The sequence below is a fragment of the Arthrobacter sp. OAP107 genome (genome assembly GCF_040546765.1).
Taxonomy (GTDB): domain Bacteria; phylum Actinomycetota; class Actinomycetes; order Actinomycetales; family Micrococcaceae; genus Arthrobacter.
The window spans coordinates 996,010-1,008,822 of sequence record NZ_JBEPOK010000001.1; the positions used below are offsets into that span (position 1 = coordinate 996,010).

14 protein-coding genes are annotated in these 12,813 nt (G+C 66.7%); 4 read left to right on the plus strand and 10 right to left on the minus strand.

Translation table 11 applies throughout. The features are described from left to right. Window positions 1-137: 137 nt before the first annotated feature. Window positions 138-1,073, plus strand: coding sequence for a dihydrodipicolinate synthase family protein (locus ABIE00_RS04665; protein WP_354257370.1), 936 nt, complete (start codon window positions 138-140; stop codon window positions 1,071-1,073). 116 nt (window positions 1,074-1,189) lie between these two features. Continuing rightward, window positions 1,190-2,587, plus strand: coding sequence for an MFS transporter (locus ABIE00_RS04670; RefSeq protein ID WP_354257373.1), 1,398 nt, complete (start codon window positions 1,190-1,192; stop codon window positions 2,585-2,587). A 127-nt stretch (window positions 2,588-2,714) separates the two neighbouring features. Here ABIE00_RS04670 and ABIE00_RS04675 read toward each other — a convergent pair whose 3' ends face one another. The 6 genes from ABIE00_RS04675 to ABIE00_RS04700 form a co-directional block, all read right to left on the minus strand. Continuing rightward, a complete protein-coding gene (locus ABIE00_RS04675; protein ID WP_354257376.1) occupies window positions 2,715-3,836 on the minus strand; it encodes a serine hydrolase in 1,122 nt (373 codons plus the stop codon). Window positions 3,837-4,031: 195 nt separating this feature from the next. After that, entirely contained in the window at window positions 4,032-5,303 is a 1,272-nt protein-coding gene (locus ABIE00_RS04680; protein WP_354257379.1) for an aminotransferase class I/II-fold pyridoxal phosphate-dependent enzyme, read from the minus strand. Continuing rightward, complete coding sequence (locus tag ABIE00_RS04685) at window positions 5,300-6,157, minus strand: class I SAM-dependent methyltransferase (RefSeq protein WP_354257382.1); 858 nt, start codon at window positions 6,155-6,157, stop codon at window positions 5,300-5,302. Before ABIE00_RS04685 ends, ABIE00_RS04680 begins: the two co-directional genes overlap by 4 nt. Window positions 6,158-6,301: 144 nt before the next feature. Continuing rightward, complete coding sequence (locus ABIE00_RS04690) at window positions 6,302-6,646, minus strand: D-glucuronyl C5-epimerase family protein (protein WP_354257385.1); 345 nt, start codon at window positions 6,644-6,646, stop codon at window positions 6,302-6,304. Beyond that, window positions 6,598-7,272 (minus strand): D-glucuronyl C5-epimerase family protein, encoded by a 675-nt coding sequence (locus tag ABIE00_RS04695; RefSeq protein ID WP_354257388.1) that lies wholly within the window; start codon window positions 7,270-7,272, stop codon window positions 6,598-6,600. The genes ABIE00_RS04690 and ABIE00_RS04695 overlap by 49 nt, the downstream gene beginning before the upstream one ends. 182 nt (window positions 7,273-7,454) lie before the next feature. Further along, window positions 7,455-8,411, minus strand: a complete 957-nt coding sequence (locus tag ABIE00_RS04700) for a phosphatase PAP2 family protein (RefSeq protein ID WP_502914196.1) — start codon at window positions 8,409-8,411, stop codon at window positions 7,455-7,457. Window positions 8,412-8,584: 173 nt separating this feature from the next. Here ABIE00_RS04700 and ABIE00_RS04705 point away from each other — a divergent pair, with 173 nt between their 5' ends. Beyond that, window positions 8,585-8,788: a hypothetical protein gene (locus ABIE00_RS04705; protein WP_354257391.1), complete on the plus strand. Its 204-nt coding sequence runs from the start codon at window positions 8,585-8,587 to the stop codon at window positions 8,786-8,788. A gap of 51 nt (window positions 8,789-8,839) precedes the next feature. After that, window positions 8,840-9,235 (plus strand): hypothetical protein, encoded by a 396-nt coding sequence (locus tag ABIE00_RS04710; protein ID WP_354257394.1) that lies wholly within the window; start codon window positions 8,840-8,842, stop codon window positions 9,233-9,235. Window positions 9,236-9,382: 147 nt separating this feature from the next. On the opposite strand, the gene ABIE00_RS04715 is transcribed toward ABIE00_RS04710, so the two are convergent. From ABIE00_RS04715 to ABIE00_RS04730, 4 genes are all read right to left on the minus strand, one after another. After that, window positions 9,383-9,700 carry a hypothetical protein gene (locus ABIE00_RS04715; protein ID WP_354257397.1) on the minus strand — a complete coding sequence of 106 codons (318 nt, stop codon included), beginning with the start codon at window positions 9,698-9,700 and terminating at the stop codon, window positions 9,383-9,385. Between the two features lie 55 nt (window positions 9,701-9,755). After that, entirely contained in the window at window positions 9,756-10,172 is a 417-nt protein-coding gene (locus ABIE00_RS04720; RefSeq protein ID WP_354257399.1) for a hypothetical protein, read from the minus strand. A gap of 139 nt (window positions 10,173-10,311) precedes the next feature. Further along, window positions 10,312-11,040, minus strand: a complete 729-nt coding sequence (locus tag ABIE00_RS04725; RefSeq protein ID WP_354257402.1) for a response regulator transcription factor — start codon at window positions 11,038-11,040, stop codon at window positions 10,312-10,314. Continuing rightward, window positions 11,037-12,749, minus strand: coding sequence for a sensor histidine kinase (locus tag ABIE00_RS04730; protein WP_354257404.1), 1,713 nt, complete (start codon window positions 12,747-12,749; stop codon window positions 11,037-11,039). The genes ABIE00_RS04725 and ABIE00_RS04730 overlap by 4 nt, the downstream gene beginning before the upstream one ends. Window positions 12,750-12,813 lie beyond the last annotated feature (64 nt).

The window sequence follows — 12,813 nt, forward strand, 5'->3', positions numbered from 1 at the left end:
GTTAGGAAACACTCTATTTCCTCCTTTCGGAAATCAGGTCTTGACAGTGAGTTGAGACACGTCGCAGAATGAAAACGTTCCCGCAAACGTTTTCATATGACAGCGGGGCTACCATCAAGACAACAGAGGAAGCTCTCATGACCATCGATCTTCGCGGGCTCGTTCCCGCACCTGTAACGCCGTTCAACCGTGACGGCAGTGTGGACGTCGACGCGATCCACCGCCTGGGCGGCTGGCTGGCCAGCGTTGAAGGGGTCAAGGGCCTGGTGGTCCTCGGACACGCAGGCGAGGGGACGTTCCTGACGCAGGACGAGCAGGCCCTGGTGATCCGCGAGTTCAAGAACGCCGTCAACGGGGAGCTGCCGATCATCGCCGGCATCACCGGTGAAGGCAACACCGTGGCGGCCCTGGAAGCGCAGCGCGCCGTCGAAGCCGGTGCTTCTGCGGGCTTGGTGTACCCGTCGCACGGCTGGCTCCGGTTCGGGTACCAGAAGGGCGCCCCGCAGACCCGGTACCAGGAAATATACGAAACCTCCGGCCTGCCGCTGATCCTTTTCCAGTACCCGGACGCCACCAAGGCCACCTACGACCTGGAAACCCAGCTGGAAATCGCCGGCCAGGAAGGCGTCTTCGCCACCAAGAACGGCGTCCGCAACATGAAGCGCTGGGACACCGAAATCCCCGTGCTGCGCGAGACCTACCCGGACCTGCAGATCCTCACCTGCCACGACGAGTACCTGCTGCACACCATGTTCGACGTCGACGGCGCCCTGGTGGGCTACGGCGGGCTCGCGCCTGAGCCGCTGGTGGAGCTGATCGCGGCCGGCAAGGCCAAGGACTATGCGGCAGCCCGCGCCATCCACGACCGTCTCCTGCCGGTGACCAAGAACGTCTACCACCGCGGCTCCCACATGGAAGGCACCGTCGCCCTCAAGGAAGGACTCGTGGCCCGCGGCATCCTCGAGCACGCCACCGTACGCCCGCCGCTGCTTCCCCTGGCAGAAGGCGCCGGCGACGAAATCGCGCTGGCCCTCCAGTCCGCCAACCTGGGCAGCGTCACCGCCACCGTGTGATCTCCGGATCCCGTGGGATGGCGGGCCCCGGGCCCGCCATCCCACCCCAAGATTTTCCATCTCCACTCTTGGTCAATGAGGACCCCAGCATCGCAGCTGGAGAAGGAGGACTCGCAATGCGCGAGCCAAACAACACAGCAACCATGGCCGACGGTTCACAGGCCGGCAGATTCAACGCCGAGCTAGTGGCCAGGCTCGAACGGCTGCCGCTCACGCGACGGCTGACCCTGATCCGCGTGATCATCGGTTCAGCAACCTTTTTCGACGCCTACACTGTCCTGGCGATTGCCTTCGCAATGCCGCAACTGGCTTCCGAATGGCACCTGAGCGCCGGCGAGATCGGGATGATCCTCTCCGCCGGCTACGTGGGCCAGATTTTCGGGTCCCTGTTCTTCGGGAATTTGGCCGAGAGGATCGGGCGCCTGCCGGTCCTGCTCATCACCATCCTGCTCTTCGTGTCCATGGACATCGCCTGCCTCTTTGCCTGGGGCGCCGGGTCCATGATCCTCTTCCGGTTCCTGCAGGGCATCGGCACCGGCGGCGAGGTCCCCGTCGCCAGCGCGTACATCAACGAATTCGTCGGCGCGAAGAAGCGCGGCCGGTTCTTCCTCCTGTACGAGGTGATCTTCCCCGTCGGCCTCATGTTCGCAGGCATCGCAGGCTACTTCCTGGTGCCGGTGTTCGGATGGAAGGCGATGTTCATCGTCGGCCTCGTCCCGGCCATCCTCACCATCCCCATGCGGGCACTGATGCCCGAATCACCCCGCTGGCTCGCCTCCAAGGGCCGCATTCAAAAGGCCGACGCGGTGGTCGCCATGCTCGAAAACGAGGCAGTCAAAGCCGGCCACACGCTGTCCGAACCTGTCGTACGCCCCGTGGACCCCAAGGCCACAGCGCGCTCCGGCTGGCGGGAACTCTTCACGGGCATCTACCGCAAGCGCACCTTCACCATCTGGCTGCTGTGGATCTGCGTCTACATGGTCAACAACGGCCTCGTCACTTGGCTGCCCACACTGTACAAGCAGACGTTCAACCTGCCCCTGCAAACCAGCCTCGCCTACGGCTGGGTCACTTCCGCTGTCGGAGTCGTGGCGTCCATCCTGTGCGCCCTGCTGATCGACCGCGTCGGCCGCAAGCGCTGGTACTCGGTGGCGTTCCTGGCCTCCACGGTCCCGCTCATCGTGCTCACAGCGCTGGGTGCCGTCTCGGCTACGCAGGTCGTTGTGTTCGCCAGCATCGCCTACGCCATCCTCCAGACGATCTCGTTCTCCCTGTACCTCTACTCCGCCGAGCTCTACCCGACGCGCCTCCGCGCCATCGGCACCGGCTTCGGCAGTGCCTGGCTCCGCGCCGGCTCCGCGATCGGTCCGGTACTCGTGGGATGGATCGTCGACAACTTCGGCATCAGCTACGTCTTCACCGTCTTCGCCGCTGTGGCCCTGATCGGCGGGATCATCACCATCGTCTTTGCCATCGAAACCAAGGGGCGGGTCCTCGAAGAACTCTCACCCTGACGGTCTTTCAAACCATGGGCAATTTCCGGAACCGGTTAACCGGGAGGAAAGGCGGCCTGGACTCAGGGAGTCCGGGTCGCCTTCCGGTTGCCAGCCGCACGCCGTCGTACCTCAGAAGAGTCCTGCGTCAGAACATGCGGCCCACAACCGCCTGGGTGAGCTGCCGGATGATGGTGGTCTGCACCGGGATTTCCGCGACGCTGGCACCCAGCGAGTACACCACGAAGGCGTATGCGCGCTGGCCCTGGACCAGGATGCTCGCGTCGTGCAGATTCCCGTTCAGCAGCCCGTACTTATGGAAAACGGTGATGCCCGGGGGCACCGCAGCGGGGATCAGGGTCTCGTAGTTCGTGTTCTGCATGTAGGACAGCAGTTCGGCGGTGTGGGCCGGGCTGAGCAGCCGACCCGTGTAGAGCAGCGTCAGAATCCTGGCCGTTTCCGCCGCGGACAGCGTGTTGAAGGTCCTGTCGTACGCAATGCCGAGCGACGCCGCGTAATCATGGATCCCCTGGCGCCCGATGGGGCCGAGGACCAGGGCCCAGGACGTGTTGTTGCTCTGCTGGATCATCTGCCGGATCTGAAAGGCAGCGGTCTGGCCGCCCATCGGCGTGGCCAGTGACAGGACCCCCGCCTCGGCCAGATGGTAGTACGCGGCCGCGGCAAGGATCTTGCCGGTGCTGGCCGCCACGAACTTCTCGCGGACGCCGTACTGGCGGACAACGCCGTCGGACATGTCAATGAGGGCAACCCCCAGCTGGTACCGGCTGTTGACCGCAATGATGGCGTTGAGCTGTTCCTCGAGCGTGGCGTCGGCGGGCGCCGCCGGCGGCGGCGCCGGGCGGGGTGGCGGTGGCGCGGGTGCCGCCTTGGGTTTTGGCGCGGCTGGTGCCGGGGTGGGGCGGACGACGGCGGCGGGCTGGGAAGGTGCCGCCCGCTTGGTGGCCGTGGCTTTGGGTTTGGCAGGCCTCGCAGGGTGGGGGACCGGCGTCGTGGCTTGCCGGACCGGCTTGGTTGCCGCCGGTGCCGGGGTCTTGGAGGGGGAGGGCGTCCCCGCCGGCTCAGCCCGTGATGGCACAGGCGGCGGCGCCACGGCTGACCCGTAGGCAGTGGTTGCCGTCAGTAGCATCGCGGTGCAGAGGATCAGGAGCCGGCCGCGCCGGTCTGCAGGCCAGGGAACTGTCCGGGTGGTTGCTGCTTTGCCAGGCCGGTGGCGGCTGCGGGCGCGGTGCCGGCCGCGGCCCCCGCTCATTGCCCGGGCCTCATAGTCCGGACCTCATGACCCAGTCCGTAAAATGTGTAGCGACTGCCACTCGCCTCACCCCAATTCGTCTGCCGCCTTCGTTAGGGGCGGCATACGGCCACGCTGGCACTCGCAGGTTGGGAAAAGGTGGGGCTCTGGCCGGGAAACAGTTGACCTAGGCCACCAAAATGGGGGATGGTCCGGTCACGGCAGTGTTCTGGGGTTCGCGGGAACGACGGGGATCAGGCCCGTGGGGAGCTTGACTTCGGCGTCCTCCGGGCGGTCCTGTCCCGCCCGTTCGATGGCCGCACGGAAGTGGGGCAGGCTGCGCTCCACCATGTCCTCGCTGGCCGTGAGGGAAATCCGGAAGAACCCGGGTGTCTCGAACAGGACACCCGGAAGCACAAAGACGTCCTCCTGGCCGAGCGCCTCGGTGAACGCCTCGTCGTCATGGATGGGGGAGTCGACGAACAGGTAAAAGGTGCCTTCGGACGGCCGGAGCCGGTATCCCATGCCGCCCAGCTCCTGGACCAGGCGGTCCCGCTTTTGCTGGAGCTGGCCGACGTCGATGGTGAACGTCTCCAGCCGCGGCAGCGCGTACTGCAGCACGGCGTTGGGGTAGATCCAGCCCATGGCCAGCTGCATGGCCTCCACCGCGGCGCCGAGCTCCCTGCGGTCCGGCATGCCCGGCGGCAGCGCGAGGTACCCGATGCGCTCGCCCGGCGAGAGATGCGTCTTGCCGTAGGAGTAGGCCAGGAGCGTGTACGGATAGAACTCTGCGGGGCTGTGGAAGCGGGCGCCGTCGAAGACGATCCTGTTGTACGGCTCATCGGACACCAGGTAGATCCGCCGGCCGATCCGCGCCGACGCGTCGTTGAGGAGCGCCGCCAGCTGGCGGAGGAGCTCCGGCGGGTAGATCCTGCCGGTCGGGTTGTTCGGCGAATTGATGATCAGCACGCGGGTCCGCTCCGTGATGGCCGCTTCGATGGCCGCCAGGTCGAGGTCGAAGGTTTCAAGGTCGATCCGGACTTTGACCGGGACCAGTCCGGCCTCGACGGCGAGCGGCTCGTAGAGGAACCAGGGCGGCAGGCTGTAGATGACCTCGTCGCCGGGATCGGCAACAGTCTTCAGCGCCAGGGCGATCGCGGTGAAGCCTCCGGTGGTGAGGTACAAGTCCCCGGCTTCGAACGGAACGTCGAGCAGCCGGCCCAGGGAATCGGCCGCCGCCTCCCGGGCATCCACCTCGTTGGTCTTGTACGCGAACCACTGGTCGTCGTGCGGCCGGAGCGCATCGCGCAGGGCGTCGACATAGGCGTCCTGCGGCATCTGGTGCGGATTGCCCAGGGTGAAGTCGCAGATGCCGGGCAGGTGCTTGCGGCGGGCGTACGTGGAATGGTTCAGGTGCTCGGAGATCCGCCGGAACGACGGAATGGACGCCACCTCGAGGGCGCGGCGCGAGGCGGGGGAGTCCGTCACAGCCTGGTTTCCTGGGGCCTGGCATTGGCCTTCGCCGTGAGCAGCAGGTACTCCCATTCCATCTGCGCGGGTGTATCGCCGTGGGCCTCGATGTACGTGCTGGCAAGTTCCGTGAGGGCTTCGTCCAGGGCTTTGGCCTTCTCATCGTCACCGGACAGCGACTTGTACACGGAGATGGTGGGGCCGTAGTGCGACTTGAAGTAGTGCAGGAAGTCTTCGGGGTGGCGGAAGCTGGTGACGGCAAGTGTCCTCTTCTTTGCCCGGATCTCGCCCAGCCGGTCGCCGAACAACTCGCGGACATGGTCTTCGTTGCCCCACAGCGGCGCCGGCTGTGCGCCGGGCGGTGGCGGAGGGGCGAAGGGCTTCATGGTGGTGAACATCTGCCCGATGAAGCCCTCCGGGGTCCAGTGCAGCAGGCCAATGGTCCCGCCCGGCCTGCAGACACGCACCATTTCGTCGGCGCTCGCCTGGTGGTGCGGGGCGAACATGGCGCCGAGGCAGGACATGACGACGTCGAACTCGCCGTCCGCAAAGGGGAGATGCTCGACGTCGGCCTCCACCCACTCGAGCTCAACGCCGCGGTCGGCTGCCTGCCGCCGCCCGGCGTCGAACATTTCCGGGGCGAGGTCGCTGGCTATCACCTTGGCACCCATCATGGCGGCGGGGATGGCGGCGTTGCCGGCGCCCGTGCCCACGTCCAGGACGCGCTGGCGCGGTTTGATGTTGCAGGCCTCCACCAGGATGGCGCCCAGGTCCAGGAGGAGCTCGCTGGCGAGGGCCGGGTAATCGCCCTGCGCCCACATGGCCCGGTGTTTCTCCTTCAGGGCTTTGTCCGCCCCGGCTTGGTCGTTCATGTCCGCGCACCTCTGCTTTCGCAGGTCCAGTAACAGCGCACTGCTGAGTCAGTGGAGGCTGTGGTGCGACTCATTGTGGGCTTCCCGGCGGGTCTTGTAAAGGTTGCGCACCCCTGAGGTGTTCCCAGCTTGCGCGCGTCTGCGTCAGGAGTAGTCGGCCAACAGCTGCGCCGACTGCGTGGCAAAGGCCGGGTCCCCGGTCTGCCGGCCAAGGATTGCGAGCTGGTTGGTGACGCCCTTGTGGTAGCTCGCCGGGGCGCCCCACACGTACTGGCCGTAGGTGCTCGCTGCGTACCAGGAGATGGTCCCCGGGCGGCGGTAACTGGTGAAGTAGTCGCGGATGGTGGTGGCCGCGGTGTTGAACATCCACTGCGCAGTGGGGTTCTTGGTGAGCCGGTAGTAGTCATAGGCGCCCCATGCCGCATAGATATGCCCGTTGACTACGTGGGCGGGCGGAATGTTCGTGCCGACGTATTCCTCGAACCACACATAGATTTTGCTGCCTTCAGCACCTGGTCCTGGAACCACGGCGTGCCGTTTTTCTTGGGCACCTGGTAGGACCGGAAGACGCGGTCGGCCTGGGTCTTCCAGTAGACGTTGCCGGTGGTCTCGTACAGGTTCACCAGGGTCGAGAGCATCATGCCCTGCGCCATGCCGGAGTACCAGGGGATGCCCATATCAATCTTGTTGCCCGGCGTATGCCTGAACCTGTAGGGGAACCAGGTGGCTCCGCTGGCGTCCGAGAACGAGCCGGACAGGATGTAGCGTGTGGTGGCGTCCGCACGGCGGAGGTACTCGGGGTTCTTCGTGACGCGGTACGAGGAGAGCATCTGGTTCACGAACCATGCACTGTTCACGGGGTGGTAGACCACCACGTTGTTGATCTTGATCTGCACCACGCCCTTGCTGTTCACCGTGCCCCACGTTGTTGCGGTCAGGGGAACCACCGCTGTGCCGATGTAGGGCGAGCCGCCGGCGGTGTTGATGGCGTAGTTCGCGTTGGCGTAGGTGAGCTGCACAGGCGGCGCTGCCTGCGAAGTGACGGCTGCGGCCAGGAGCATCGCGGCGGCCGCGATCAATGCCGTAAGAGAGCGTGAAATATCGCGGTAGCGCAAAGAAATTCCCCCAAGAGACCAGACAAGGTTCGCCAATGGTAGCAAGCCGGACGCCCTGGCAATACGCCTGGCCGAAGGCAGCCCAACTGACTCGCAGTAGATGTCGTTTTGAGGGCTCAAAACGACATTAAATGCGAGTCAGTTGGGTGGGGGAACGGCGGCGGTGAGGGTGCCGGCCGGGGTCAGTTCCGGCGTCGGACGGCGTACGCGAACAGGGAGGTCGTGGCCACGGTGGCCAGGTACCCCGCGATCACGATCAGCGAGATGCCCGCCCAGAAGTAATTGGTGGTGCTGGCCTCCTGGCCGATGCCCGGGACGATCATGACCAGCGAATACACCGACACCGCAGCCGAGGCCAGCCCCAGCACCACGGGCAGCCCGATCCACAGCCGCGCCGAACCCCAGTGCCCGCCGAAGCCGTCCCAGACGTTCCACTCATGGCCGTCGTTCCGGAGAATCAGCCAGCCCGCGGGAATCATGAAGCAGCCCACCACCAGAAACGCTGCCACCACATCCGCCGGACGGTGCCACTGGTTCACCAGCGTGGACATGCCCGAGGCGATCGCAAACGTGCCGCCGACAAACCCGGCCAGCGGACGCCACCGCGGGGACGCCATCAGGAACACGGCCGCCGCCGCGCTCGCCGCCAGCGTGGTGTGCCCGGACGGCAGCGAGTTCAGCTCGAGCGTCTCGACGCCCCGGTACGGCCGCAGCGGCAGAAGGTCCTTGAGTACCTGCGTGGCGACGTTCGCAGCAACGCATGCCGCAACGGCAATGCCCGCCGCCCTCCAGCGGCGGTGAATCACCGTCACCAGAAGAACCACGACGGCGGCCATCACCAGGGAGATGGTGGGCAGCCAGTCCAGGAACCCGGTGGTCACCTTGCCGGCGGGCCCGTGGATTTCCACGGCCTCCACCAGGGCGGACTCGTCGATGAACTGTCCGGTGGTGGTGCGGACGAAGTAGTAGTAGGTGGCGGCGAGGCCCGTGGCGCAGGCCAGGGTGGCGACGGCGAAGAGGAAGCCGGTGCCCGCCGCGAGGCGCATCTTTCCCGCTGACGGCTGGCGGCGCGGCTTCTGACGGCCCTGCTGCTGGCGGCCTTGCTTCTTACGGCGGGGGTCCCTGAGCTGGAAAGTCATCGTAACAAGGGTGTCACAGTTTGCTGGGAGCCGCCTGTCCGCCCGGTGGGCGCGTCCTGTTGCCCGACAGCCCCGACAGCCCCGACAGCCCCGACAGCCCCGACAGCCCCGACAGCCCCGACGGCTTTGCCGGATGCTCGACTCTGCAGGGCAGGGGGCACTACGTTGGGGGCATGACCGAAAACCCAGACGAGACCCGCACTGTTTCCGGCGAACCGGTCCGCGACGAATCCGCGCCCGGTCAAACAACGCCAGACGAAGCGGCCCGCGGGGAAACCGACCTCAGCACCAAACTGGACCCGGATTTCATCCCGCAGCAGGGCGAAACCCCGGACGCGAAGCGGGCCCGTGAGCACCCCGAGGAAACCGGCAGCTGACGCCGCGCAGCGGGGGCCAGACGCAGGCGGGCCGGCGGCTAAAGTTGGTGCATGGGCGGTATCGCGGATGTACTTGGCCCCATCCTGGAAATAATGACGTGGGTGGGCTTCCTCCCCGGAGTGCCGTTGCTCGTATGGGGACTGATTATTGAACGGCGCCGATGCGCCTGGACCAAAACCACGGGAGAGGTCTACACGGCCGGCGGCTTCACCGGCTTCCGCTGGACTGACCAGGAGAACGTCCCGCGCCAGACCCTGGTGGACTCCGACGTCGGGCGCGGCCTGGTGGCCGGCGCCAAGGTGGAGCTCCATTACGACCTCTGCCACCCTTCGCGCTGGGGCCTGAAACCGCCCAGGCACGACAACATCATCCTGATCCTCGGCTGGATCCTCACCGGCGTGGGCATCGTGAGCACCATCGCGGGTTTCGTGCTGCTGCTCTTCTGACGGGGCCGGCCCTGAAAGACGGGGCCGCCGTTAAACTCGGCCGGACAAAACAGGCCCGGACATACGTCGGGTACCCGTGCCGCGGCGGGTACCCGGTCTGTGGGGCAGCGTGAGCTGCGTTCTTGTCTGCCCGGCGTGCGCTGCCTGCTACACGTGCGGATCGACTGTTGAAGCCCGGCTGTCGTGCGCGGAGCGGCCGCTGCGGCGGTTCCTGTCGCGCAGGTGGTCCAGCAGCGCCTGTTCGGGGTGCCCGGGGTTCTCTGCGAGGTGGCGCAAGAGCCGGCGCCGGACGTCGGAGCGCGGATCGGCTGTGGCGAGCACGTTGTGGATGATGTCCAGGACCTGCTGGTGGAGTTCCGAATCGTCCACCATCACCGTGGTCGGCTGGCCGTAGGAGGAGTCAACCGTGGAGCCCCATCGCTCAGGCGGAATGGGTTCATACAAGTCGCGGAATTCCGTGTGCATCACTGGCTCCTTTGTGCGGGGGGACACTGCTTCTTCGGGTTGCCGCCGCGTGCGCTTAGTAGTCACTGGTGCCGCCAGTCCAGGTGATCTGGCCAGGTTCCACCAGCTCGACCCCGGAATCATCGGAGGACACGTCGGGGTCCTCGCCGGAATTGGCCGGGTCGTCGGGTGCCGGTCCGGTCCGGGCCGGGTCTGCGGGGTTCGTGGAAAGGGGCGAGGAGGTGGCAGGGTTCAGCGGCGCAGATTTGAGCGCCGGTGATGAGGGTTTGGGCGTGGCCGTGGGGTTGGTGAGCGGCGACAGTCGCGGGGGTTCAGGGAAGCCGTCGAAGTTGAGGACCGAGTCGCGGGGGTCCGGTTCACGAACAATGACGCCGGGTTCCTGACCTGTCGGCGCCCCGGTAACAGCCTGCGCCCAGACGGTGATGCTGGCGAGACCCACCAGCGGAATGCTCAGCAACGACCACCTCTTCATCGGCCTGCCACACCTCCTTCGTGAAACAACTTTGCGGCGTGAAGGTGAGGCAGGGATGAGACGCGGATGAGAGTCTTCTCATGCACCCGGCGGACGGGTTTTGGGCGTTGGTAAGAGCCGCTGCATGGAACGTGAAGGCCTAGATTGAGTGGCCATCGGCGTCATCGGCGGCTGCGTCGCCGGGAGCCGCAGCGGACGGCCCGGGCAGGCACACGAGCCGGTAACCCACGCCGCGGACAGTCTGGATGCGGTCCTGGCCGAGCTTGTGCCGCAGGTACCGCACGTATACGTCCACCACGTTGGAGGAGCCCTCGAAGTGGTAGCCCCACACCCGGCTCAGGAGCTGCTCGCGGCTGAGGACCTTGCCGGCGTTCTCCATGAATGTCCGGGCCATGACGAACTCCCGCGCGGAGAGGTCGATCACGCGGCCGCCGATCTCGGCCGTGCGCAGGTTCACGTCCAGCGACAGATCGCCGCAGACGAAGGTCGGGGCGGACGTGACCGCCTGCGCACCCCTTAGCCGGAGCTTGATGCGGGAGAGCAGTTCCTCGAACCGGAAGGGCTTGGTCATGTAGTCGTCCGCACCGCCGTCGAGCGCCGCCACGGTGCTTTCGAGGCTGTCCGCCGCCGTCAGGATGATCACCGGAATCGTGGAGTGCATGTCGCGGAGGTTCTTCAGCACGGTCAGGCCGTCCATCCGCGGCATGCCGATGTCCAGGATGAGGAGGTCGAACTCCCCGGACGTGGCGTAGTCCAGCGCCTTCACGCCGTCGGAGACTTGGGTGGTGGTGTAGCCGGCCGCCGTGAGGCCCTTGGCGAGGAACGCCGCGATCCGCGGCTCGTCGTCGGCGATGAGGATCCGGGTCATGGGGCACCTCCCGTCGGGGTGGCCAGTTCAATGGCCGACGCCGGCCCCGCCGGCTTCGGTTTGCCGCCTGCGGCGCCCGTTCCCTTATGTCGCGGTCCCTTGGCGGCCGGGCCCTTAACGGCCGCGCGATTATCCGCGGGATCCCTCGTGCCGCTGCCGCTTCGTCCGGTGGTGTCCGCGGCGGCGGAATCATCAGTTTCAGCGCCGGCGTCCTCGCCGCCGGACGGGATCCGGAGCACGAAGCGGCTGCCCTTGCCTTCCTCCGACGCCAGGAGGACGGTGCCGCCATGCGCCTCGGCGATGGCCTTCACGATGGACAGTCCAAGGCCCGAACCCTCCGAGGCTGCCGAATTGCTGCCCTTGCCGAAGCGCTCGAAGATGCGCTCATGGTCCTCTGCCGGGATACCGGTACCGGTGTCCGACACCCAGATCTCCAGTTCCCTGGGTGCCGGGTCTGCCAGCTCCCGCACGACCGCCGCCCGGCCGCCCTCGGGGGCGCCGTCGTCGTTCTCCACCCAGGCACCGCCAACGGAGATCCGGTCCGACTCAGAAGTGTGTTTGACCGCGTTCGCGGCGAGCTGTTCCAGCGCCTGGGTGAGCCGGCGGCGGTCGGCGCGGATCAGGCCCCCGGGCTTGGCGTCCAGGCGCCACTGGCGCTCGCCGAGGACCCGGACCCGGTTCAGGACGTCCTCCAGGAGGTCGTCCGCCTCCACCCAGGCGGGAGTCAGGAAGTCTGGCCGGCCGCTGCGGGCAAGGATCAGCAGGTCATCCACCAGCACCTGCATCCGGTCCAGCTCGTCCAGGAGCAGCATGCGGGTCTGGTCGACGTCCTCGGGATCCCCGGCGCGGAGCAGCTCCAGGTAGCCGCGGATGATCGTCATGGGGGTGCGCAGCTCGTGGCTGGCGTCGTGGACGAAGCGGCGCTGGTTGTCGAAGCCGGACTCCAGCCGCTCCAGCATGCGGTTAAAGTTCATGGCCAGCTGGGCGACGTCGTCCGTGCTGTCCGGTACCTCAACCCGCTTTGTCAGGTCCTCAAAGGTGGTGGCCTCCGTCGCCTCACGGAGCCGCCGGATGGGCCGGAGCAGCCGCCCGGTGACCAGCCAGCCCACCAGGCCCGTGAGGACGAGCGTCGCCAGGGACGCCAGGGCGAAGGTCCACATCGAACCGAAAACCTCGGCGCGCTGGGCACCGATCTCGCTCGAGGCAATCAGCAGACCCTGCTCCTTGCTGCCGCCCGCCAGCGACACGGACGTAATGGCCAGGCGGACCTGCCGGCCGTCAATGTCAACGTCCCGCATCACGGTATGGCCGGGGGAGCTCCAGTCCCAGACGTGATCGGTGACGGCGGAGGTCCGCAGATTGGTTGCCTGTGGTGCCTTGGGCAGGATGACATTGCCGCCGCGGACCATGGTCATCACGGACTCGTAGCCGCCGGGTGCACCATTGCGCAGATAGGTCGTAAACAGGTCATGCAGCGAGGCGTAGGCAGCGCCTCCGTTGTTCGGCGAGCCACGGCTTGCCAGGTCCTCCAGGTTCGCACGCGGCACCTGCAGCTCGGCGTTGACGCGGTCGTTGAGGCTCTTCAGCTGTGCCGCGTGGGTAGCCGCGCCGGCCACAAAGAGGCCCACGGCCATGAAGACGAGCAGCGTGGCCAGCAGCCGGAAGCGGACGGAGTGGACCTCCGTGCGCAGTGCGCCGGCCGTGTTCATGGGATCACCCGGCCTCTTTTAGGGTGTGACGTGCGTAACACGGCACACGCCCGGTCCCGCCGCG

What these genes read in the sequence shown, in the direction of transcription:
- ABIE00_RS04710 (WP_354257394.1), top strand. Translation starts at nt 8,840, where the DNA reads ATGGGCGGTATCGCGGATGTACTTGGCCCCATCCTGGAAATAATGACG.
- ABIE00_RS04715 (WP_354257397.1), bottom strand. Translation starts at nt 9,700, where the DNA reads ATGCACACGGAATTCCGCGACTTGTATGAACCCATTCCGCCTGAGCGA.
- ABIE00_RS04675 (WP_354257376.1), bottom strand. Translation starts at nt 3,836, where the DNA reads ATGAGCGGGGGCCGCGGCCGGCACCGCGCCCGCAGCCGCCACCGGCCT.
- ABIE00_RS04720 (WP_354257399.1), bottom strand. Translation starts at nt 10,172, where the DNA reads ATGAAGAGGTGGTCGTTGCTGAGCATTCCGCTGGTGGGTCTCGCCAGC.
- ABIE00_RS04730 (WP_354257404.1), bottom strand. Translation starts at nt 12,749, where the DNA reads ATGAACACGGCCGGCGCACTGCGCACGGAGGTCCACTCCGTCCGCTTC.
- ABIE00_RS04725 (WP_354257402.1), bottom strand. Translation starts at nt 11,040, where the DNA reads ATGACCCGGATCCTCATCGCCGACGACGAGCCGCGGATCGCGGCGTTC.
- ABIE00_RS04700 (WP_502914196.1), bottom strand. Translation starts at nt 8,411, where the DNA reads ATGACTTTCCAGCTCAGGGACCCCCGCCGTAAGAAGCAAGGCCGCCAG.
- ABIE00_RS04705 (WP_354257391.1), top strand. Translation starts at nt 8,585, where the DNA reads ATGACCGAAAACCCAGACGAGACCCGCACTGTTTCCGGCGAACCGGTC.
- ABIE00_RS04685 (WP_354257382.1), bottom strand. Translation starts at nt 6,157, where the DNA reads ATGAACGACCAAGCCGGGGCGGACAAAGCCCTGAAGGAGAAACACCGG.
- ABIE00_RS04670 (WP_354257373.1), top strand. Translation starts at nt 1,190, where the DNA reads ATGCGCGAGCCAAACAACACAGCAACCATGGCCGACGGTTCACAGGCC.
- ABIE00_RS04665 (WP_354257370.1), top strand. Translation starts at nt 138, where the DNA reads ATGACCATCGATCTTCGCGGGCTCGTTCCCGCACCTGTAACGCCGTTC.